At 70.2% G+C, this 21,058-nt stretch carries 19 protein-coding genes; 10 read left to right on the plus strand and 9 right to left on the minus strand.

The features are described from left to right. Nucleotides 1-85 precede the first annotated feature (85 nt). Both P3F85_RS09100 and P3F85_RS09105 read right to left on the minus strand, forming a co-directional pair. Nucleotides 86-1,489: an MFS transporter gene (locus P3F85_RS09100; RefSeq protein WP_374006899.1), complete on the minus strand. Its 1,404-nt coding sequence runs from the start codon at nt 1,487-1,489 to the stop codon at nt 86-88. A gap of 115 nt (nt 1,490-1,604) precedes the next feature. Continuing rightward, nucleotides 1,605-2,492 carry an oxidoreductase gene (locus P3F85_RS09105; RefSeq protein WP_374006901.1) on the minus strand — a complete coding sequence of 296 codons (888 nt, stop codon included), beginning with the start codon at nt 2,490-2,492 and terminating at the stop codon, nt 1,605-1,607. 101 nt (nt 2,493-2,593) lie between these two features. Between P3F85_RS09105 and P3F85_RS09110 the strand changes: the two genes are divergently transcribed. Then, nucleotides 2,594-3,472, plus strand: a complete 879-nt coding sequence (locus P3F85_RS09110; protein ID WP_374006902.1) for a helix-turn-helix domain-containing protein — start codon at nt 2,594-2,596, stop codon at nt 3,470-3,472. On the opposite strand, the gene P3F85_RS09115 is transcribed toward P3F85_RS09110, so the two are convergent. Beyond that, a complete protein-coding gene (locus P3F85_RS09115; RefSeq protein WP_374006903.1) occupies nt 3,454-3,903 on the minus strand; it encodes a DUF2510 domain-containing protein in 450 nt (149 codons plus the stop codon). The two genes, P3F85_RS09110 and P3F85_RS09115, sit on opposite strands and share 19 nt — an antisense overlap. Before the next feature lie 219 nt (nt 3,904-4,122). On the opposite strand from P3F85_RS09115, the gene P3F85_RS09120 reads away from it, so the two are divergent. Both P3F85_RS09120 and P3F85_RS09125 read left to right on the plus strand, forming a co-directional pair. Further along, nucleotides 4,123-6,711, plus strand: coding sequence for a DUF4062 domain-containing protein (locus P3F85_RS09120; protein WP_374006905.1), 2,589 nt, complete (start codon nt 4,123-4,125; stop codon nt 6,709-6,711). After that, entirely contained in the window at nt 6,708-7,517 is an 810-nt protein-coding gene (locus P3F85_RS09125; RefSeq protein ID WP_374006907.1) for a hypothetical protein, read from the plus strand. The genes P3F85_RS09120 and P3F85_RS09125 overlap by 4 nt, the downstream gene beginning before the upstream one ends. Here the strand turns inward: P3F85_RS09125 and P3F85_RS09130 are convergent. Both P3F85_RS09130 and P3F85_RS09135 read right to left on the minus strand, forming a co-directional pair. Then, nucleotides 7,512-7,952: a type II toxin-antitoxin system VapC family toxin gene (locus P3F85_RS09130; protein WP_374006908.1), complete on the minus strand. Its 441-nt coding sequence runs from the start codon at nt 7,950-7,952 to the stop codon at nt 7,512-7,514. The genes P3F85_RS09125 and P3F85_RS09130 overlap by 6 nt on opposite strands. Then, nucleotides 7,949-8,194: a type II toxin-antitoxin system Phd/YefM family antitoxin gene (locus tag P3F85_RS09135; RefSeq protein WP_374006909.1), complete on the minus strand. Its 246-nt coding sequence runs from the start codon at nt 8,192-8,194 to the stop codon at nt 7,949-7,951. The genes P3F85_RS09130 and P3F85_RS09135 overlap by 4 nt, the downstream gene beginning before the upstream one ends. Nucleotides 8,195-8,313: 119 nt before the next feature. On the opposite strand from P3F85_RS09135, the gene hpaH reads away from it, so the two are divergent. The 6 genes from hpaH to hpaD all read left to right on the plus strand — a co-directional run bounded on the left by hpaH (nt 8,314) and on the right by hpaD (nt 14,860). Further along, a complete protein-coding gene (hpaH, locus tag P3F85_RS09140; protein ID WP_374010907.1) occupies nt 8,314-9,099 on the plus strand; it encodes a 2-oxo-hept-4-ene-1,7-dioate hydratase in 786 nt (261 codons plus the stop codon). Beyond that, nucleotides 9,084-9,908 carry an HpcH/HpaI aldolase/citrate lyase family protein gene (locus P3F85_RS09145; protein WP_374006911.1) on the plus strand — a complete coding sequence of 275 codons (825 nt, stop codon included), beginning with the start codon at nt 9,084-9,086 and terminating at the stop codon, nt 9,906-9,908. Before hpaH ends, P3F85_RS09145 begins: the two co-directional genes overlap by 16 nt. Nucleotides 9,909-9,993: 85 nt before the next feature. Then, the gene (locus tag P3F85_RS09150) at nt 9,994-11,427 is read left to right on the plus strand and encodes a fumarylacetoacetate hydrolase family protein (RefSeq protein WP_374006913.1); all 1,434 of its coding nucleotides are present in this window, start codon (nt 9,994-9,996) and stop codon (nt 11,425-11,427) included. Then, the gene (locus P3F85_RS09155) at nt 11,409-12,089 is read left to right on the plus strand and encodes a GntR family transcriptional regulator (protein WP_374006915.1); all 681 of its coding nucleotides are present in this window, start codon (nt 11,409-11,411) and stop codon (nt 12,087-12,089) included. Before P3F85_RS09150 ends, P3F85_RS09155 begins: the two co-directional genes overlap by 19 nt. 27 nt (nt 12,090-12,116) lie before the next feature. Further along, nucleotides 12,117-13,679: a 5-carboxymethyl-2-hydroxymuconate semialdehyde dehydrogenase gene (gene hpaE, locus P3F85_RS09160; RefSeq protein ID WP_374006916.1), complete on the plus strand. Its 1,563-nt coding sequence runs from the start codon at nt 12,117-12,119 to the stop codon at nt 13,677-13,679. 47 nt (nt 13,680-13,726) lie between these two features. After that, nucleotides 13,727-14,860 carry a 3,4-dihydroxyphenylacetate 2,3-dioxygenase gene (hpaD, locus tag P3F85_RS09165; protein ID WP_374006917.1) on the plus strand — a complete coding sequence of 378 codons (1,134 nt, stop codon included), beginning with the start codon at nt 13,727-13,729 and terminating at the stop codon, nt 14,858-14,860. An 18-nt stretch (nt 14,861-14,878) separates the two neighbouring features. On the opposite strand, the gene P3F85_RS09170 is transcribed toward hpaD, so the two are convergent. The 3 genes from P3F85_RS09170 to P3F85_RS09180 are packed head-to-tail and all read right to left on the minus strand — an operon-like array spanning nt 14,879 to nt 16,849. After that, nucleotides 14,879-16,012, minus strand: coding sequence for an FAD-dependent oxidoreductase (locus tag P3F85_RS09170; protein ID WP_374006918.1), 1,134 nt, complete (start codon nt 16,010-16,012; stop codon nt 14,879-14,881). Nucleotides 16,013-16,067: 55 nt separating this feature from the next. Beyond that, entirely contained in the window at nt 16,068-16,406 is a 339-nt protein-coding gene (locus P3F85_RS09175) for a hypothetical protein (RefSeq protein ID WP_374006919.1), read from the minus strand. Between the two features lie 53 nt (nt 16,407-16,459). Then, nucleotides 16,460-16,849, minus strand: a complete 390-nt coding sequence (locus P3F85_RS09180; RefSeq protein WP_374006920.1) for a VOC family protein — start codon at nt 16,847-16,849, stop codon at nt 16,460-16,462. Between the two features lie 104 nt (nt 16,850-16,953). Between P3F85_RS09180 and P3F85_RS09185 the strand changes: the two genes are divergently transcribed. After that, the gene (locus P3F85_RS09185) at nt 16,954-17,283 is read left to right on the plus strand and encodes a hypothetical protein (RefSeq protein WP_374006922.1); all 330 of its coding nucleotides are present in this window, start codon (nt 16,954-16,956) and stop codon (nt 17,281-17,283) included. Nucleotides 17,284-17,301: 18 nt separating this feature from the next. Here P3F85_RS09185 and P3F85_RS09190 read toward each other — a convergent pair whose 3' ends face one another. Continuing rightward, entirely contained in the window at nt 17,302-20,877 is a 3,576-nt protein-coding gene (locus P3F85_RS09190; RefSeq protein ID WP_374006923.1) for a hypothetical protein, read from the minus strand. Nucleotides 20,878-21,058: the final 181 nt, after the last annotated feature.

Below are 21,058 nucleotides of genomic sequence, written 5' to 3' on the forward strand. Positions count from 1 at the left end.
GAAAACTGCGGTCGACCCGCCGCGCGGGAGCGCAGTTTTCCTGTGCTCGGCGGCTGCGGGCGGCGGGCGGGAGGTCAGCGGGTGGTCAGCTGCGCGCGGTCTCGCGCTGGCGTTCCGGCCGCTGCGAAACGCCGCGGATCGGGCTGACCGCCTGCTCCGCCTCGTGGTCCGGGCCGAGGGCGATGCCCGTCCGGTCGCGGAGCACCAGCGTCGCCAGCAGCCCGATCACCGTCATTCCAGCCAGGTACCAGGTCACCGACAGCGTGGTTCCCGTCGCCTGCACGAGAGCCGTGGCGATGGTCGGCGCGAACGCTCCGCCGAGGATGGCGCCGATCGCGTACGAGATCGACACCCCCGAGAAGCGGATGGACGCCGGGAACAGCTCCGAGTACAGCGCCGCCTGCGGTCCGTACGTGAAGCCGAGGCCGATGGTCAGGATCGCGAGCCCCAGGAAGAGCAGCACGATGTTGCCGGTGTTCACCAGCGGGAAGAGGGTGAACACACCGACGAGCTGGAGGATCCACCCGATGATGTACGTCGTCCGGCGGCCGATGCGGTCGCTCAGCGCGCCGGCGAACCAGGTCGCCGCCAGCCAGGTCACGGCGGAGGCGGCGACGGCCCACAGCACCGGCCCGCGGTCGAGCTTCAGCGGGCCCTCCGGGTTGGTCGAGTAGTTCTGGATGTAGCCGCCGGTGGTCATGTAGCCCACCGCGTTGTTGCCCGCGAACACCAGAGCGGCGACGATCACGAGGAGCCAGTGCTTGCGGAAGACCTGCACGATCGGCATGCGGGTGCGCTCGCGGCGCTCGGCGATCTCGACGAAGACCGGGCTCTCATCCACTCGCCGGCGCACCCAGTAGCCGATCACGATGAGGACGACGGACAGCAGGAACGGCACACGCCAGCCCCACGCCAGGAAGGCGTCCCCCGGCGCGATGACCGTCATCGCGGCCATGGCGCCGGAGGCGAGCAGCAGCCCCAGCGGGACCCCGATCTGCGGCGAAGCACCGAACAGGCCGCGCTTGGCGGTCGGTGCGTGCTCCACGGCCATCAGCACAGCGCCGCCCCACTCGCCACCGGCCGAGATGCCCTGGAGGACGCGCAGCAGGATGAGGAGGATGGGCGCGGCGATACCGATCGCCTCGTAGGTCGGGAGCAGGCCGACCAGCGCGGTGGCGGCTCCCATCAGGATGAGGGTGACGACCAGCACCCGGCGGCGTCCGTACCGGTCGCCGAAGTGACCCGCGAGGAACGCGCCGAGCGGACGGAACAGGAAGCTCACGCCGACCGTCAGGAATGACAGAACGGTTGCGAACTGCGGGCCGGCCTGGGCGAAGAACAGCTGGCTGAAGACCAGGCCGGCGGCCGAGGCGTAGATGAAGAAGTCGTACCACTCGACGGTGGTGCCGATCACGGTGGCGAAGACGACACGGCGGCGGTCCGTCTGCGAGCGGATGCTTCCGGTCGGTGTGAAAGGGGATGTGCTCATCGTTGTGTACTCCCGAGGTGCTGCGACATCGTTGTCCGGAGCGGCGCTCCGTGCGGCAATGATATACGATTTCGCATCCGACGCAACGGGCAATGTTCGCACCCCTGTTCGCACCTCAGCCGATGGCGTCGAGCTCCCTGACGGCGTCCTCCGGCAGCGGGACACCGGCGGCCGCGATGTTGTCGCGCAGGTGAGCGACGGACGACGTTCCCGGGATCAGCAGCAGGTTGGGCGACCGCTGAAGCAGCCACGCCAGCGCGACCGCCAGCGGTGTCGCTCCCAGTCGCTCCGCCACCGAGGCGAGCACGCCCGACTGCAGGGGCGTGAAGCCGCCAAGCGGGAAGTACGGCACATACGCAATCCCTTCGCGCGCCGTCTGCTCGATCAGAGCGTCGTCGTGCCGGTTGGCGATGTTGTAGAAGTTCTGCACCGTCACGACCGGGGCGATGGTCTGCGCTTCCGCCAGCTGCTCCGCGCTCACCGTGCTGAGCCCGAGATGCCGGATGAGTCCCTCCCGCTGCAGGTCGGCCAGCGCACCGAACTGCTCGGCGAGCGAACCGGGCTCGGGACGGTCGAAGCCGCCCACCCGCAGGTTGACGACATCCAGCGCGTCGACGCCCAGCGAGCGCAGATTCTGGTGCACCTGATCGCGCAGCTGCTGCGGCGAGCGCGCATGCGGCCAATTGCCCTCGGCGTCCCGCTCGGCGCCGACCTTGGTGACGATGTGGAGGCTGTCGGGATACGGCGCGAGGGCCTCGCGGATCAGCTCGTTCGTGATGTGGGGGCCGTAGAACTCGGCGGTGTCGATGTGGGTGATCCCCGCCTCGACGACCGCACGCAGCACGGCCAGCGCGCCCTCCCGGTCGGCCGGCGGGCCGAACACGCCGGGCCCGGCGAGCTGCATGGCGCCGTAGCCGACGCGGGTGAGGTCGAGGTCTCCGACGCGATAGCTGCCGCCGGGCAAGCTGGTCGAGGTGGTGGAAATGCGATCCGTGGATGTCATGCCTCCACTCTGCGCCCGCCGCCCGCCGCCAGGGAGTGCTCCCGCGATCCTGGGGACAGGAGGACCTGGCTGGGGTGGCGGCCCGCTCCTAGACTCGCCGTGTGCCTTCCCGTTCCGACCCCAACTCGCTCGGCGAGTATCTGCGGGCGCGTCGCGAGCTCGTCGATCCGGCCACCGTCGGACTCCGGGTGACCGGCGTCCGCCGCACCCCGGGCCTGCGCCGCGAGGAGGTCGCGACGCTGGCCGGAATCAGCGCCGACTACTACCTTCGGCTCGAGCAGGGCCGCGACCGGCACCCGTCGGCTCAGGTGCTGACGTCGCTGGCGCGCGTGTTCGACCTGGATGCGGCTGCCACTGCGTACCTGCTGAGCCTCGCAGAGCCGGCGCCCGCGCGGGCGCGACGTCCTCCCCGGCGGACCGTGCCGAAGGGTGTGCTCCAGCTGCTCGGTGTGCTGGAACTCCCCGCCTTCGTGGAGGACCGCATGTTCCATGTGCTGGCCGCCAATGCCCTCGCCACTGCGCTGTCACCCTCGATCCAGCCGGGTCGGAACCGGCTGCGCTCGCTGTTCCTCGACGAGGACGAACGCGCGCTCTACCCGGACTGGGAGCAGGCGACCGCCGGGCTGATCGCATCCTTCCGCGCCTCCATCGGGAGCGACGTCGACGACCCGCGCATCGCGCAGCTCGTCGGCGAGCTGTCCCTGGGCAGCGACCACTTCCGCCGGCTCTGGGCGCGGCACGATGTGCGCAGCCTCGGTGGCGGCGTCGCCCGGCTCGACCACCCGCGCGCCGGGATGCTGGAGTTGAGCCGCGAGAAGCTCCCGATCGGCGACTCCGGCGGGCAACTCCTCGTGATCTACCACGCCGAGCCCGGCTCGGCGTCCGCCGCCGCCCTCCGCACCCTCACCGAGCCGGTTGACGGCGACAGCCGGACCACGAGGGTCGCGACCCTGCCGGACGCTCAGCGGCGCGCGAAGTAGAACAGCATCCAGACGACGAACAGCGCAGCACCGACGATTCCCACGACCAGCCCCGCCGTGGCCCGGGCGCGGCCCGAATCCTGGTAGCCCGCGGCCTCCAGCTGCTCGGCCTCCTTGCGGCCCTGAGCTCCGAAGACGATGGCCAGGATCGACGGCAGCGCGAACGGGTTGATGACGATGCTGATGATCCCCCAGACGAGCGCGCGGGTGGCTCGGCTGTTCTTCACGGGGACCATCGGGCCGTAGGCGGTGTAGCCCGGCTGATGCGTCGGGTAGGGCGCGTACGGAGACGAGGGGTAGCCGGGCGCCGCTGCGGGCGCCGCTGCCTGCGTGGGCAGCGGGTGCACGTGCTGCGTCCATGCCGCTCCGTCCCAGTACCGGGCCATTCCACGGGCATTCGGGTCGTCATACCATCCGGGCACAGCGGTCATCGGGAACCTTCCTCGCGAGCAACCCTCCCAGTCTCGTCTCTCGCCCGATCCACCCGTCATCCCCTCTCCGGGGCGCACGAGCCACCCTCCCCACCCCGCAGCCGTCGAGCACAGGAAAACTGCGCACGACACGCCGCGAGAGCGCGCATTTTTCCTGTGCTCGACGGCTGCGGGAGGGGGCTCTAGTGCAGGACGGGTCCGTGGGCAGACAATGCGGGCATGAGTGGGGGCCATCCCGTCATCCGAACGCCGGACCAGCGGCTGCGGATCTTCGTCAGTTCAACCCTCAAGGAGCTCGCCGCTGAACGGCATGCGGCGCGCGCCGCTATCGAGCGCCTGCACCTCGCTCCGGTGATGTTCGAACTCGGCGCCCGGCCGCATCCCCCGCGCGAGCTCTATCGCGCCTACCTGGAGCAGAGCGATGTCTTCGTCGGCCTCTACTGGGAGCGGTACGGCTGGGTCGCACCCGACGAGGAGGTCTCGGGACTCGAGGACGAGTACAACCTGTGCCCGCCCGATCTCCCGCGCCTCATGTACATCAAGTCTCCGGCGCCCGGACGCGAGCCCCGGCTCACCGAGCTGCTCGACCGGATCCGGACCGACGACCGGGCGTCGTTCAAATACTTCGAGTCGGCGGAGGAGGTGCAGGTGCTGCTCGAAGCGGACCTCGCCGTCCTGCTCGCCGAGCGCTTCGAGCTGAGCCGGGCCGCGGCCTACGGACGGCCTGCGCCCGCCCGCCCGGAGGCCGCGGTGACCCCGGGATCGCCGGTCACCTCCCTGCCTGCGCCGCTCACCCCGGTGATCGGCCGCCAGGAGGACGTGGCCGCCGTCCGCGCGATGCTGACCGGTGGCGCCCGGCTGGTGACCATCACCGGCCCCGGCGGGATGGGCAAGAGCCGGTTGGCGATCGCTGCCGCATCCGGAGTGGCGGACGCCTTTCCGGACGGCTCCGTCTTCGTGGACCTCTCCCCCGTCCGCGACCGGGCGGGGCTGACCGGTGCGCTCGCCCGGGCGCTCGGAGTGCGCGACACCGGCGACGCACCCCTCGACGACAAGGTGACGACCGCGCTTCAGAACCGCCGGATCCTGCTCGTGCTCGACAACTTCGAGCAGGCGCTCGCCGCCGCGCCCGCCGTGACCGCGTTGCTGGCCGAAGCGCCAGGAGTCAGCGCTCTCGTGACCAGCCGGTCGTTGCTCCGGCTGGGCGGCGAACGCAGCTACGACCTCGGCCCGCTGCCGGCCGAGTCCGCCACGGCGCTGTTCGTCGAGCGCGCGCACGCCGTGCGGCCCGACTTCGAGATCACGCCGGCGAACGCGGACGATGTCGCCAGGATCTGCGTGGCCCTGGAAGGTCTGCCCCTCGCGATCGAGCTGGCCGCCGCGCGCATCCGCGTGCTGCCGCCCGCCGAGCTCGCGCGCCGGCTCGACCGCCGCCTCCCGCTGCTCGTCGGGGGCGCTCGCGACCTCCCCGAGCGGCAGCGGACCCTCCGGGCGACGATCGAATGGAGCACCCAGCTCCTCGATGCCTCGGAGCGCTCCCTGCTGGCGCGGCTGGGCGTGTTCGAAGGCGGCTTCGCACTGGAGGCGGCCGAAGCGATCGCGGCGGAGTCCGCGACGGCGACGCAGACGGCGAGCGACGCCGACACCCTGTCGTCTCTCGCCGTGCTGGTCGACAACAGTCTGGTGCGGCAGCACGACGACGCCAGCGAGTCCCGTTTCTCACTGCTCGCCACCGTCCGCGAGTACGCACGCGAGCAGTTGGAACGGGAGGGCGAGCTCCCGGCGGTCCGTGCCGCCCACGCCGCGTACTTCGTCGCGCTCGGGGATCGCGCCGACCCGGAGCTCGAGGGCGGCGCGCAGCACGACTGGGTGATGCGCCTGGCCAAAGACTCCGGCAACCTCCGCGCCGCCGCGCAGTACCTGCTCGAACAGCGCGACTGGGATCGCGCCGCCCACTTCGCCTGGAGCCTGTACATCTATTGGTGGGTGTCCGGACTGCTCGGCGAGGTGCGGGGGTGGATGGAGGAGGTACTCGCGAGCGGAGACGCGCTCACCGACCGAACCCGGGCGATCGCACTGTACTTCACGCAGGCCATCGCCTTCTGGCAGGACCACGAAGGGACGGTCGCCGCCCGCCTGACCGAGAGCGCGGACCTGTTCCACCGCTCGGACGACGCCGACGGCGAGGCCCTCGCCCTCATCTCGTATGCGCTGGCCGTGCTGGCGTCGCCTCAGCCGGACCCGGCCGCCGCGGACCATGCCATGGAGACCAGCCTCGGACTGTTCCGCGGCTGCGACGACCGGTGGGGACAGGCGATGGCACTCGTCATGCTGGGGCGTGTCGCCCTCCTCCGGCAGCAGGTGGATGCGGCACTCGGCCACTTCGAGGAGAGCCTGACGCTGGCCCGCGGCAACGGCGACGAACTCGGGGTGACGATCGCCCAGCACCACCGCGGGTGGGCGCGGCTGCTGCTCGGCGATCCTGCGGCCGCGACCGCCGACTTCGAGGCGTGCCTGAACCTGTCCAGCCGACTGGGGCACGTGGAGGGCGTCGCATACGCCCTGGAGGGACTCGTGGCGGTCGCTGCGCTCGCCGGCGACCCGGTGCGGGCCGGCAGGTTGCTCGGAGCATCCCGGACCCTGCGCGAGCGGACCGGGCTGCACAACGCGCCGGCATTCTCGTTCCACCAGCTGTTCGTGGACCGCATGCTCGCTGCCGGAGCGGACGCAGGGGTGTTCGATGCCGCGGTCGAGGCGGGGCGTGCACTCTCGGTGGCGGAAGCCGAAGCGGAAGCGCAGGCGGCGTGAGCGACCGCATCCACCTCTACACGCGCATCGTCGGCGTCATCATTGTCCCGTTCCTGGTGGCAGCGTTCATGCTGCTCTACCCCCTGGCCGCGACGACGGACCGGTTCTTCGCCTGGACGATCCTTCCCCCCATCACGGCAATGTTCCTCGGCAGCACGTATGCAGGCGGCGTGGTGTTCTTCGTGCACGTGGTCCGGCCGAACCAGTGGCATGCGGTGCGCTACGGCTTCCCGGCTGTGCTGCTCTTCGCGACGCTGCTCGGGGTCGCGACGTTCCTCCACCTGGACCGGTTCCACTTCGGCTTCCTCGCCTTCGACGTCTGGATCACGCTGTACGTGACGACGCCGTTCCTCGTGCTCGCCGCGATGATCGTCAACCGCGGCGAGGACTCACGGCTGCCCGCAGAGCGGGAGGTCGTCGTGCCCGGGTGGGTGCGCGTCCTGCTCGCCCTCATCGGCCTGTGCTCGCTTGTGGTCGGGCTCACGCTGTTCATCGCGCCGCAGTTGGGCGTCTCGGGCTGGGCGTGGATGCTGACGCCGCTCACGACCCGCGTCTGCGGCGCCATCCTCACGCTGCCCGGCATGGTGAACCTGTGGATGCTGCGTGACTCCCGGTGGAGTGCGTTCCGGCAGATCTTCCAGGCACAGCTGGTCAGTCTCGTGCTGATCCTGCTCGCGCTGGTGCTGCGGGGTGGCGAGCTGCTCTGGGCGCGGCCGTCGGCCGCGCTGCTTGTGTGCGGGCTGGCGGCGTCCTTCGTCGCCTACCTCGCCCTGTACGTCTGGGCCGAGCGGCGCCGCCGGCTATGACTCGAAGCGTCGCGCGGGCGTGCCACTCTCCCACGGACTGAAGAGGGGAACGTCGAACGTCTCGAAATCACGCGTGTTGCGGGTCACGACGCCCAAACCGTTGACCTCGGCGGTCGCGGCGATGAAGGCATCGGCCCGCGGACGCGGGTCGGGAACGTGGTAGCCGGCAGCCACGGCGGCGACTTCCTGGTCGACCGGCAGAATGCGGTCACCGAACGCCTCGATGACCTCGTCCACCCACACCCGCAGATCGGCACCCTGCTCCGGATCACTGCGCTCCTTGCGCGCGGCGCCCAGCTCGATCTCGAACACCGTCATGGCGGAGAGGTGGAGCGAATACGGGTTCTGCGACTCCAGCCATCGCACGACGGCGGGGTCGGAACGGTCCGGCCGTCGTGTCGCCGAGAGGACCATGGTGTCGATGAGCCACTTCACAGCTCGATGTCCCGAGCCTCGAGGTTCGCGCGCGGGAACTCGAAATCGAAGTCGCCCCGTGTGTCCTGGCGTAGCATCTCGACAATGTTGCGCTGCCTGCCGGACAGTCGTTCGTACTCTTCGTACGTCAGGAGGACGAATGACGGCTCGCCACGGTCGGTAATGATCAGGGGCTCCGTCGCTGCGCTGCGCTTCGCTGCCGATGTGTCCTGATTGAATGCTCGCGCTGTGATGATGGCCATACCCTGTCTTCCATGTAACTACGTATCAACATCCTACTACCATGGCCGACACCGCGTGGATGATATACGATCCAATCCGGGGCTACCGCCCCTCCTCCGACGTCGAAGGGAGCCCATCGGTGCTCGACACCCCGACCATCCAGGAGATCGCCGACGAACTGGCGGCAGCCGAGCGCGACCGGACGACGGTCCCGCTCCTCACCGCGCGCCACCCGGAGATGACCGTCGAGGACTCGTACGCCGTCCAGAAGCTCCGGGTCGAGCGCGGCCTCGCCGAGGGCCGCCGCCTGGTCGGCCGCAAGATCGGTCTCACCTCGAAGGTGATGCAGCAGGCGACCGGGATCACCGAGCCCGACTACGGCGCGATCTTCGCCGATATGGTCTACGAGACGGGCGCGGTCATCCCCTTCGACCAGTTCTCGAACGTGCGGATCGAGGTCGAGCTGGCTTTCGTCCTCCGATCGCCGCTGGAGGGCCCCGACGTGACCCTGTTCGACGTGCTCGACGCGACGAAGTACGTGGTGCCCGCCCTGGAGATCCTCTCCTCCCGGATCGAGATGCAGGGCCGCACCATCGTCGACACGATCTCCGACAACGCCGCGATGGGCGGCATGGTCGTGGGCGGCCGTCCCGTCGCGGTGGACGCCGTCGACCTGCGCTGGATCTCGGCACTGCTGTACCGGAACGAGACCATCGAGGAGTCCGGCGTCGCTGCCGCGGTACTCGACCATCCGGCGAACGGCGTCGCCTGGCTCGCCAACAAGCTCGCACAGCACGGCACGCGCCTGGAGGCCGGCGACATCGTCCTCGCCGGCTCGTTCACCCGCCCGATGTGGGTGGAGCGCGGCGACACCGTCCACGCCGACTACGGAACCCTGGGGGCCGTCACATGCCGATTCGCCTGAGCCCGCACGAGCACTTCGCGACACCGACCTTCGCCGACCGCCTCCGGACGACCGACCGCACTCTGTACGGGATATGGTCGTGCGGCGGCAGCCCCCTGGTCGCCGAGATCTGCGCGGGGAGCGGCCTCGACATCGTGCTCATCGACGGGGAGCACTCCCCCGTCGGGCTGGAGTCGATCCTCGCCCAGCTCCAGGCCGTCGCGGCCTACCCCGTCGTGCCGATCGTGCGGGCTCCGTACGGCGACACGGTCGTGCTGAAGCAGCTGCTCGACCTGGGCGCGCAGAACGTCCTGGTGCCGATGGTCGACAGCGTCGAGCAGGCGGAGGCCATGGTCCGGGCGGTGCGGTATCCACCGCAGGGCGTGCGCGGCGTCGGCAGCGCGCTCGCCCGGTCGTCGCGCTGGAGCCGCATCCCGGACTACCTCGCGCGGGCGAACGAGCTGGTGTCGTTGACCGTGCAGATCGAGACGGTGGATGCGCTTGACGCCGCCGCAGAGATCGCGGCGGTGGACGGCGTGGATGCGCTCCTCGTCGGGCCGGCCGATCTGGCCGCCTCGATGGGGCTGCTCGGGCAGCAGAATCACCCGGACGTGGTGGCCGCCGTGGAGCGCGTCATCGCAGCAGGGGTCGCCGCGGGGACACCCGTCGGCGTCAATGCCTTCGACCCGGCGACCGCGGACCGCTACGCCGCCGCCGGCGCCGCCTACCTGCTGGTCGGTGCGGACGTGACGCTGCTGGCCCGGTCGTCCGAGGCGCTGGCGGACCGCTTCCTCGGAAGCTCTCCCGACGAGCCGGCGGCGAGCTATTGATGCGTTTTCCGCCAACCGTGCGGATCGTATATGATGTCGCATATGGTCCCGTGGGACCCATCCCCGACGACGAGGAGCAGCACCCGTGAATGACATCGCCCGGCCCGGCAAGATCATCGCAGTGCACCTCAACTACGGGTCGCGAGCCGCGCAGCGCGGGCGTACCCCCGCTCAGCCCTCGTACTTCTTCAAGCCCTCGTCGTCCGTCGCCGCGACCGGCGGCGAGCTCGAGCGTCCCGCCGGCACCGAACTCCTCGCCTTCGAGGGCGAGATCGCGCTGATCATCGGCCGGCCTACGCGCCGGGTCTCGCCGGAGGACGGCTGGGCGGCCGTCTCGGGCGTGACCGCCGCCAACGACTTCGGCCTCTACGACCTACGCGCGGCGGACAAGGGCTCCAATGTCCGTTCCAAGGGCGGCGACGGCTTCACACCGCTCGGACCGAGCATCCTTCCCGCCGCCGATCTCGATCCCGGCACGCTGCGCGTCCGCACGTGGCTCAACGGCGAGCTCGTCCAGGTGGGCAGCACCCACGACCTGCTCTTCCCCTTCGGCCGGCTCGTCGCCGACCTCTCGCAGCTCATGACGCTGGAGCCCGGCGACATCATCCTCACCGGCACACCGGCCGGCTCCTCGGTAACCGTTCCGGGCGACACCGTGGAGGTGGAGGTGGATGCGCCCACCGCGCCCGGCGCGCCCAGCACCGGACGCCTCGTGACGCGCATCACCGAGGGCCGCATCCCCTTCGGCGACTTCGGCACCAAGCCCAGCGTCGACGACCTGCAACGTGCCGAGGCGTATGGCACTCCCGCCGAACCCGGTTTCGTCCTCACCGACGAGCTGCGCGCGAAGGTCGCGAGCGTCGCCACCGCGACACTGAGTTCGCAGCTGCGCAAGCGCGGCCTCGACAACGTCAGCATCGACGGCCTCACCTCCACCCGACCCGGCACGAAGGTGGTGGGCACGGCGCGGACGCTGCGCTACCTCCCGAACCGCGAGGATCTCTTCGCCTCCCACGGCGGCGGCTACAACGCCCAGAAGCGCGCCTTCGACTCCGTAGGTGCGGGTGAAGTGCTCGTCATCGAGGCCCGCGGCGAACGCGGCAGCGGCACCGTCGGAGATGTGCTCGCCCTGCGCGCCCAAGTCAACGGCGCGGCCGGCATCGTCACGGACGGCGGTGTGCGCGACCTCGCGGTCGTCGCCGCCCTCGACATCCCCACGTATCACAACGGCCCGCACCCGGCGGTGCTCGGCCGCAAGCACGTGCCGTGGGAGACCGACGTCACGATCGCCTGCGGAGGCGCCGCCGTACAGCCGGGCGACGTGATCGTCGGGGACGCGGACGGCCTGCTCGTCATCCCGCCCGGCCTCGTCGAGGAGGTCGTCGCGGACGCGATCGAGCAGGAACGGCAGGAGGAGTTCATCGCCGAGCGCGTCTCGGAGGGCGCCCGCGTCGACGGGCTCTTCCCGATGAACGCCGAGTGGGAAGAGAGGTACCGCGCATGGCTGACGCAGCGCTGAAGACCGTCGCGCCGAGCAAGTCGCAGCTCGCCTACGATTTCATCCGGGCGCGCATCGACGACGGCCGGTACGTGTCCGGGTTCCGGCTCGTGCTCGGGCAGATCGCCGGCGAGCTCGACATCAGCGTCGTGCCCGTGCGCGAGGCCATCCGGCGGCTCGAAGCGGAGGGGCTGGTCACGTTCGAGAAGAACGTCGGCGCCCAGGTCGCCCTGCTTCAGGAGGCCGAATACACGTACACGATGGAGACGCTCGCGCTCGTCGAGGGCGCTGCGACCCAGCAGTCCGCGCCGCGGCTGACAGCGGAGCACCTCGAGCGCGCCCGCGCGATCAACCGCGAGATGATCGCGTGCCTCGACGACTTCATCCCGCACCGCTTCACCCAGCTCAACCAGGAGTTCCACGCGGTGCTGTTCGAGGAGTGCCCGAACCCGCACATCCTCGACCTCGTCCACCGCGGCTGGAACCGGCTCACCGTGCTGCGCGACTCCACGTTCAGCTTCGTTCCCGGCCGCGCCCGTGAGTCGGTGGACGAGCACGAGCACATCCTGACGCTCATCGAGTCCGGTGCCGAGCCGCTCGAGATCGAACTCGCCGCCCGCCGCCACCGGCTCGCCACCCTGGACTCGCTGCAGGCGTACCAGAACGAGCACAAGCAGCACTGACCGCATCCACCCGACAGGAGCCCGCGCATGGCGCAGCACGAAGTGTCCACCCACCACGTCCCCGAGAACCTCCCCGCCAGCATCCAGCACTTCATCGACGGCGAGTTCGTCGACAGCGTCTCCGGCCGGACGTTCGACGTGCTCGACCCGGTCTCCAACGAGGTCTACGTGCAGGCGGCCGCCGGGCAGAAGGAGGACATCGACCTCGCCGTCGCCGCGGCCACCCGCGCATTCACGCAGGGTCCCTGGCCGCGGATGAAGCCCCGCGAGCGGGCGCGCATCCTGAACCGCATCGCGGACGCCGTCGAGGCTCAGGATGCGCGGCTCGCCGAACTCGAGACGTTCGACACCGGCCTTCCGATCACCCAGGCACTCGGTCAGGCGCAGCGGGCTGCGGAGAACTTCCGCTTCTTCGCCGACCTGATCGTCGCGCAGGCGGACGACGCCTACACGGTGCCGGGCAGCCAGCTCAACTACGTCAACCGCAAGCCGATCGGCGTCGCCGGCCTCATCACGCCGTGGAACACCCCATTCATGCTAGAGAGCTGGAAACTCGCTCCGGCACTCGCGACGGGCAACACGGTGGTGCTCAAGCCGGCCGAGTTCACGCCGCTGTCCGCCAGTCTGTGGGCCGAGATCTTCCGGTCCGCCGGAGTCCCGGACGGCGTCTTCAACCTCGTGAACGGGCTCGGCGAAGAGGCGGGCGACGCGCTGGTGAAGCACCCGGATGTGCCGCTCATCTCGTTCACCGGCGAGAGCCGCACCGGGCAGCTGATCTTCGCCAACGCCGCCCCGTTCCTGAAGGGGCTCTCGATGGAACTCGGCGGCAAGTCGCCTGCCGTCGTCTTCGCCGACGCCGACCTCGACGCCGCGATCGACTCCACCCTGTTCGGCGTGTTCTCGCTGAACGGTGAGCGGTGCACCGCGGGCTCCCGCATCCTCGTCGAGCGTCCGATCTACGACGAGTTCCTCACCCGCTACGCCGAGCGCGCGAAGAACATCGTCGTCGGCGACCCGCACGACCCGAAGACCGAGGTGGGCGCGCTCGTGCACCCGGAGCACTACGAGAAGGTCATGAGCTACGTCGAGATCGGCAAGCAGGAGGGCCGCCTGCTCGCCGGCGGCGGCCGCCCGGCCGGGCTCGACCACGGCAACTACGTCGCGCCCACGGTGTTCGCCGACGTCGCGCCGGACGCCCGGATCTTCCAGGAGGAGATCTTCGGCCCGGTCGTCGCGATCACCCCCTTCGACACCGACGAGGAGGCGTTGGAGCTCGCCAACGGCGTCCGCTACGGCCTCGCCGCCTACATCTGGACCAGCGACCTCGAGCGTGCCCACACGTTCGCAAGCGCCGTCGAAGCCGGGATGGTGTGGCTCAACTCCCACAACGTGCGCGACCTGCGCACTCCGTTCGGCGGCGTGAAGGCGTCCGGGCTCGGGCACGAGGGCGGCTACCGCTCCATCGACTTCTACACGGACCAGCAGGCCGTCCACATCACGCTGGGGCCCGTCCACACCGCCCGCTTCGGTGCGACCGTGCACCAGCCGGAGGAGGCGGCGGAGGCCGCCGAGGACGCCGGCGACGCCTGACCTCCCCTCGACTTCCGATCCATCCTCAGCGCAGAGAGAGCACCATCATGACCATCACCCCCGACTCCCCCGAGCCCGTCGTGACAGGCACCGATCCCATCCCGGCGCCCGCGCACCGCATCCCGACACCGAACGCGACGCCCCCGGATGTCGTCCGCTGCGCCTACATGGAGCTGGTCGTGACCGATCTGGCCGCCAGCCGGGAGTTCTACGTCGACGTACTGGACCTGGTCGTGACGGAGGAGGACGAGGACGCCGTCTACCTCCGGTCGTTCGAGGAGTTCATCCACCACAACCTGGTGCTGCGGAAGGGCCCGGTCGCGGCCGTCGCCGCGTTCGCGTACCGCGTGCGCACGCCGGAGGACCTGGACCGAGCGGTCGAGTTCTACACCGAACTCGGCTGCCGGGTGGAACGTCGCGCCGAGGGCTTCACGAAGGGCGTCGGCGATTCGGTCCGCGTGGAGGACCCGCTCGGGTTCCCGTACGAGTTCTTCTACGAGGTCGAGCACGTGGAGCGTCTGGCCTGGCGCTATGACCTCTACACGCCGGGAGCGCTCGTCCGCATCGACCACTTCAACCAGGTCACTCCGGACGTCCCGCGCGCCGTCGCCTACATGGAGGACCTCGGCTTCCGCGTGACCGAGGACATCCAGGACGAGGCCGGCACCACCTACGCCGCGTGGATGCGCCGCAAGCCGACTGTGCACGACACCGCGATGACCGGCGGGGACGGCCCGCGGATGCACCACGTCGCCTTCGCCACGCACGAGAAGCACAACATCATCGCGATCTGCGACAAGCTGGGCGCCCTCCGCCGCAGCGACTGCATCGAGCGCGGGCCCGGCCGTCACGGCGTCTCCAACGCGTTCTACCTCTACCTGCGCGACCCCGACGGGCACCGCGTCGAGATCTACACGCAGGACTACTACACCGGCGACCCGGACAACCCGGTCGTCACCTGGGACGTGCACGACAACCAGCGCCGCGACTGGTGGGGCAACCCGGTCGTGCCGTCCTGGTACACGGAGGCCTCCGTCGTGCTCGACCTCGACGGCAACCCTCAGCCGCTGACCTCCCGCACCGACGACTCCGAGATGGAGGTCACCATCGGCGCCGACGGGTTCTCGTACACGCGCAAGGGCGACGAGCCGCAGGGCTTCAAACTCGGCGCGCAGGTCTAGCGGGCGCGCGACCCTCGGTCACGGGGACGCGTCGGGCGCGGCGACCGCCAGGCGGAAGCGCGGGACCGCGCTCTCGTCGTGCAGCGCGAGCCGGGCGAGGATGTCGCCGAGGGCCGGGCCGAACTTGAAGCCGTGGCCGGAGAATCCCGTCGCGACCACGACCGGGCCGACGCGATCGAGCACGAAGTCCTCCTGCTCGGTGCTGTCGTAGAGGCAGCTGATACCGTCCGGGCGAGTGGAGTCGACACCCGGGACCCACTCCTCCACGTACGCCTGCAACCCTGCCAGCCGCGACGGGTCGATGCTGCGGTCGCGCGCGTCCGGATCCACCTCCGGTCCGACACCGTGGAACCCGACCTTCACGCCCTCCCCCGGCGTCAGCAGCCCATAGGCGCTCTGCCCGGCGTGGTCGGTCGGATGGTGGACGAAACTCGGCCACGCCCGTTCGCTGTCTGCGGGACCGGGGCGGAGCGGGAAGTGCGCCGGCTGCTCCTCGGTAACGGTGACCGTGGGGAGCTCCGCACCGTGCGCCGCCAGCCAGGGCCGCACCAGCTCGGGCGTCCACGACCCGGCCGCCACGACGACCCGGTCGGCCTGGTGGATGCCGTCGGAGGCGGTCACAGAGACCCCGTCGCCGTCCTCGTCGATGCGCGAGACCCGCACGCCGAAGCGGAGATCCGCCCCCGCATCCTGCGCCGCGTCCAGCAGCGCTTCGATGGCGTCGGTGGCATGCAGCCGCCCGCCGCCCGGGCTAAACAGCACGTGCGCCTCGAAGCGAAGCCCGGGCCACCTGCCCTGCGCCTCGGCTGCCGTCAGCCACTCGTACGGCAGCCCCGCCGCATCCTGAGCGGCGGCGATCGCGGTCAGTGCCGTGTGGTCGCCGTGATCGATGGCGCCGGTCGCGTCGAGGAGCAGGCGTCCGCTCACCCGCTCGAGATGCTTCCATCCCTGCAACGCGCGGACGGACAACTCCACGTAGTCGGCCTCCGCGTAGCCATGCCGGAAGATCCGTGTCGCCCCGTGGGACGACCCGCGGTCGTGACCCCGCTCGAACGCCTCCAGCAGCAGCACCGACGCACCCTCGCGTGCCAGCGCCCAAGCCGTAGCAGCGCCGACGATGCCCGCGCCGACGACGATCACGTTGGTACTCATCCCGTCACCCTATCGACCGGGTGACAGCACGTTCCGCCCTGTTACCGGGACCCCGTCATCGGGACCCGAGCTGCGACCCGACCGTGCTGTAGCCGCCGCGGGGATCGGGCGACGGCTGAGGCTCGTCGAACCGCGGATTGGCTTTGCCCGGCACACTCTCGGGCGCACGGTGCACCCGACGGGCCGCGGCGATCGCCACCACGGTCGCGGCGAGGAGGACGGCTCCGGCGGCGAGCAGGAGCCATCCGATCGGCTCCCCGCGCGTCAGCAGGACGACGCCGAACGGCGCCGCAAGCCAGGTGCCGAGCCCGGTCACACAGCTCACCACCACCAGCAACGTCACGCGCCGCCTGCGTCGCTCGTCTCGTTCCAGACCGGCCATCAGTGCACTCATCAGTGGACCCCCTCAGCAACACAGTAGCGAGCCGAGCCGCCGATCGGGAGGAATCAGGGAGTCTCGACGACCTCGAACCGGTTCCCGTCGGCGTCGCGCGCCGCGAACATCGCGGGAACGCCGGGCCAGCGCAGAAGCTCGCCCACCTCGGCCCCGCGCTCACGCAACGCTTCGTGCACGCGCTCCGCATCCGGTGCCTCGAAGCGGATGCCCGTCTCCACCCCGGCGGGAGCCGATTCATCAGCGCGGACGAGCGAGACGGACACCGCCGATCCGGGCGGTGCGAGCATGATCCATCGCCCACCGGTCTGCGGCAGCGGCGCGTCGACGCGCACCTCGAAGCCGAGCACGTCACGGTAGAAGGCGAGGGCGCGATCCTGATCCTCGACCGGGATGCCGATGGTGTTCACGCCGACGATGCCGACGCCATTCGTGTCCGTCATGGCCACATCCTGTCCCTGCGGGACGCAGTTGGGAAGGGCGTACTCTCCCCCTTGAGAGTTCGCGCCCGCGGACATGGGATGGAGTCCCGACGAAGGGAGAGCCGGTGTCCACCGACCAGTATCACGAGCCCCCCAGCGAGCTCAGCGAGGAGACGCGCACGTTCGCTCGCATGTGCGCCAGCCTGTCCGAGGAGGCGGAGGCGATCGGCTGGTACGAGCAGCGCATCGCCGTCGAGAAGGACGAGGTGGCGAAGGCGATCATGCTCGACTCGCTCGCCGAGGAGTACAAGCACTTCAGCATGGAGCTCGAATTCCTGCTCCGCGCCAAGCCGCAGTGGCGGGAGACGGCGAAAGGCATTCTCTTCCAGGACGGCGACATCGTCCAGCACGGCGAAGAGGCCGAGGAGGCGGCGGAGGACGCCCCTGCGGGCTAGGGCGACCAGCAGCTCCGCTCAGGTCCGGCGTCGGCGGTGACGGCTGAGCAGGATCGTTCCCGCCACCATCAGCGCGAGCGCGACTCCGACCGCGCCGAAGCCGACGACGGATCCCGTGCTCGCCAGAGGGCTTCCCGCCGAGCCGGTGTCCGGGGCGGGAGGCGCGGGAGGCGTCGGCGTCGGCGTGGGCGGCGCGGGGACGACAGTGGCCACGGAGGCCGTCGCCGGGTCGGAGGTGACGGTGATGTTCCCGGGTGCGGTCGCTGCGGCGGTTGCCGTGTTCAGGAGGGGCCGGCCCGTGAGGTCCGCGGCAGTGACCGTGTAGTCGGCGGTGCAGTCGACGGCAGCACCGGGTAGGAGGGCCGCCGCCGCCGGCGGGCAGGTGGGCGCCGGCGCGGTCCCGGAGCCGGTGAAGGTCGTTTCGGTGATGGCCGCGGCCGTGAGAGTGGTGCTGCCGACGTTGGTGATCGTGTAGGTGTAGGTGACCACCTGGCCGGCGGAGGCGACCTGAGCGATGCTCGCCGTCTTTGCGAGCGTGAGCGCCGGAGCGGGAGCGGCTGGGATCAACGTGGAGGAGTCGTTGGAGGTGACGGTCGCAGCAGCGGGATCCGTGCCGGATGCGGTCGCGGTGTTGGCGAGCTGGCCTGCGTCGATGTCCGCCTGCGTCAGCGTGTAGGGGGCCGTGCAGGTGGCCTGGTCTCCGGGGGCGAGCGTTCCGGGCGGGCATGTCGCCACCGGTGCGATGCCCGAACCGGAGAACGCGGTCTCCATGACGGCGAGGTCGCTGACCGGAACATTCCCTGTGTTGGTGATCACGAAGGAGTACGTTATCGGCCGCCCGACGGTGAAGCTTGCGGCGTCGCTCGGACTCGCGGACTTCACGAGGCTGAGCGCGGCGACGGGACCCAGCGGTGTGATGATCGACACCGGTGGGGTGTTCACCGTGCTGTCGTCCGGTGCGGTACCGGAGGCGGTGGCCGTATTGGTCACCTGCCCGGCGTTGATGTCGGTCTGGGAGACCACGTACGTAGCGGTGGCTCCGGCCGACTGGCCCGGCTGGAGGACGCCATCCGGTCCGGGCCAGGTGTAACCGAGGGCGCCGAGACCGGCGAGGGCGTCGGTGATGGCGACGCCCGTGAGGGTCGTGTCACCGGTGTTGGTGACGGTGAAACGGTAGACGATCGGGTCGCCGACCACGGTCGGGTTCTGGATTCCGGAGGCATCGGCACTCTTGGTCAGCGCGAGCGCGGGCGCCACTGCGATCGGTGTGTCCGTGTCCGCCTCGTTCGACGGCGTGTCTGCGTCGTCGGGCGTCGCACCGTGGGCGATCGCGGTGTTGGCGACGTGTCCGGCGTCGATATCGCTCTGAGTGATGGGGTAGCTGGCGGTGCCGGTGGCCTGCTCGGTTGGCGCGAGCACGCCCGCGGCCGCGGGCCACGTATAGCTGATCGTGGACAGGCCAGGGAGGAGATCGGCGACGTTCACCGCGTGCAGCGTCACGTTTCCGCTGTTGGTGATAGTGACTGTGTAGGTGATGGGATCACCGGCGACCGGCGGGGTCGCGAAGGCGGCTGCGGCCGTCTTGGCCAGCGTCAGCCCCGGCGCGGGGGTGAGCGGAACCTTCGTGGAGGCGGGTTCCGAGGGCACAGGTGTGCCGCCGGTCGTCGTGCCGTTCGCGGTCGCGGTATTCGCGACGGTGCCCGCGTCGAGGTCGGCTTGCGTCACCGCGTAGGTCGCCGTCGCGGTGGCGGATTGCTGCGGTTCGAGAACGCCGGGGACTCCCGGCCAGGTGTAGACGAGCGGGCTCAGTCCGGGCCGGGGGTCCGCGACGGTCACATTCTGAAGTGACACGTTCCCGGTATTGGTGACGGTGAATCGATAGCGGATCGGATCGCCGGCCCGGGCGGGCACCTGCACCCCGCTCGCGTCGGCGGTCTTCACCAGGTCGAGCGCGGGTGAGGGGGTACCCGAGACGACGGCGTCCGACGTGTCGGTCACGGGTGGCCCGGTCGGCGGGTTGCCGGTCACGGAGGCGGTATTGGTGACCTGGCCGGCGTCGACATCTGCCTGGGTGATCGTGTACGTGCCTGTGCACGTCGTGGACTCGTTGACGGGGATGACCGTGGTCGGACAGCTGACGGTGGGCGGCGTCCCCGTCCCGGAGAACGCGGTCTCCGTCACGGTGACGGCACTCAACGGCACGTTCCCGGTGTTCGCGACGAAGAAGGAGTACGTGACAGGAGCGCCGACGACGTACTGGGACGGGTCGGTGAGGCTGGCGGACTTCACCAGGGTGATCGCCGGAGCGTCCGGTTCGTTGAAGACGACCGTGCTGTCCCCCGGTTGGAGCAGTCCATCGATCGGTCCGATATTCGAGGGCCCGTTGGTGTAGCTTGCTGCGACGGCAGACGTGACCGGGACGGTGAAGGTGCAGGAGACGGTGCCCGCGTCGAGATTGCCGCTCCCGCTGATCTGGGTGCCGTTCAGCGTCGCGACTCCGGCCGGGCAGTCGGTGGTCGCGGCCCCGGAGAACGTGAGACCGGCGGGCAACGTGTCGGTGAACGACCAGCCGTTCTTCGCGGCGAGTTCGTCCGTGTTTGTGACAGTGAAGGTCAGCGTCGTGCTCTGCCCGGCGGCGAGCGTGGTCGGGCTGAACACCTTGTCGAGTTGAGGCGTCGCGTCGACGATCTGCGGGTCATCGAATCCGGAGTCGTTTCCCCGGAACGAGCCTGCTGCGTTGAACAGCTGGATACCGAGCGTGGTCACGCCGGCGGGCATGCGGAAACCGGCGGAGTTCAGCCGTGCGATGTGGTACGTGTGCCCGGCGGTGGTGATGACCTGCGCGGCCGGGTCCGTGCACGGATTGAGACCGCTGGTGAGGGTCGACACGGTGCCGCCGCCGGTCCCCGGCGCGGGACCGGAGCCGGTCTGGTTCTGGATGAGGTTGAACGACAGCGACGGATCCTGCCGGTTCAGGCCCGGCCCTTCGGAGACGCAGTTGGCCGCTCCGTAGATCGCGCTGATCTGATAGAAGTGGCCCGGCACGATCGTCCCCGTGATCGGCTTGGCGGTCTGGAACTCGACTCCGGGCCCGGGGGCCGATCCACCGTTGGTGTACTCGGAGAGGATCTGGTTCTGCTGCGCGGTCGCCACCGCCTCGCCCCGGTACAGGCCGATCGCGGTCGCCATGCCCTGCAGGAAGGACCACGCGGTCGCGTCGCATCCGGAATCGACGCTGGTGACTGCGGTGTTGCGCGGGGTGTTGGAGCGCAGGATCCATCCGTTGCACTGGTCGGCGACGGGCGCCCAGTTCGGGCTGGTGACGTACGTGGAGGCGTTCGCGGCGGCTCCACCGGTGTACTGACCGATGCGGATGCCGTTGGTCGCCGCCGCATTCTGGAAGTCTTCGGCGTAGACCGCCGTCGCAGGTGCCTGCGGCACGCCGGGGCTGCCGGGCGCCGCGGTGGCAGCACCTGCTCCCGCGACCGCGGAAGCGGCGGCGAGAAGTGCCGCGGTGATCGCCGCAGTCACCCGAAGGAGCGCACCGCCGCGGCGGCGCTTGGGACCGGACTGTTGTGATCCGGCGCCCGTCATGAGTTCAGCCGACCGTGCGCAGACATGAAGACCCTGCCTTCCCCCGATGGCCCAGACCATAGACCTATCGTTCCAGCCAGGGCAAGAAGGCGTCTTCGGGCAGGCGACGAGGTGAGCACGCCCCGCGGGCTGAGGCGTCAGCTCCGCGCGACGACCCCGAACCGGTTGCCGTCCGGATCCC

This window comes from Leifsonia sp. T36S-04, assembly GCF_042465655.1.
GTDB lineage: Bacteria > Actinomycetota > Actinomycetes > Actinomycetales > Microbacteriaceae > Leifsonia.

What these genes read in the sequence shown, in the direction of transcription:
- P3F85_RS09100 (WP_374006899.1), bottom strand. Translation starts at nt 1,489, where the DNA reads ATGAGCACATCCCCTTTCACACCGACCGGAAGCATCCGCTCGCAGACG.
- P3F85_RS09105 (WP_374006901.1), bottom strand. Translation starts at nt 2,492, where the DNA reads ATGACATCCACGGATCGCATTTCCACCACCTCGACCAGCTTGCCCGGC.
- P3F85_RS09115 (WP_374006903.1), bottom strand. Translation starts at nt 3,903, where the DNA reads ATGACCGCTGTGCCCGGATGGTATGACGACCCGAATGCCCGTGGAATG.
- P3F85_RS09120 (WP_374006905.1), top strand. Translation starts at nt 4,123, where the DNA reads ATGAGTGGGGGCCATCCCGTCATCCGAACGCCGGACCAGCGGCTGCGG.
- P3F85_RS09135 (WP_374006909.1), bottom strand. Translation starts at nt 8,194, where the DNA reads ATGGCCATCATCACAGCGCGAGCATTCAATCAGGACACATCGGCAGCG.
- P3F85_RS09145 (WP_374006911.1), top strand. Translation starts at nt 9,084, where the DNA reads ATGCCGATTCGCCTGAGCCCGCACGAGCACTTCGCGACACCGACCTTC.
- P3F85_RS09155 (WP_374006915.1), top strand. Translation starts at nt 11,409, where the DNA reads ATGGCTGACGCAGCGCTGAAGACCGTCGCGCCGAGCAAGTCGCAGCTC.
- hpaE (WP_374006916.1), top strand. Translation starts at nt 12,117, where the DNA reads ATGGCGCAGCACGAAGTGTCCACCCACCACGTCCCCGAGAACCTCCCC.
- hpaD (WP_374006917.1), top strand. Translation starts at nt 13,727, where the DNA reads ATGACCATCACCCCCGACTCCCCCGAGCCCGTCGTGACAGGCACCGAT.
- P3F85_RS09170 (WP_374006918.1), bottom strand. Translation starts at nt 16,012, where the DNA reads ATGAGTACCAACGTGATCGTCGTCGGCGCGGGCATCGTCGGCGCTGCT.
- P3F85_RS09175 (WP_374006919.1), bottom strand. Translation starts at nt 16,406, where the DNA reads ATGAGTGCACTGATGGCCGGTCTGGAACGAGACGAGCGACGCAGGCGG.
- P3F85_RS09180 (WP_374006920.1), bottom strand. Translation starts at nt 16,849, where the DNA reads ATGACGGACACGAATGGCGTCGGCATCGTCGGCGTGAACACCATCGGC.
- P3F85_RS09190 (WP_374006923.1), bottom strand. Translation starts at nt 20,877, where the DNA reads ATGACGGGCGCCGGATCACAACAGTCCGGTCCCAAGCGCCGCCGCGGC.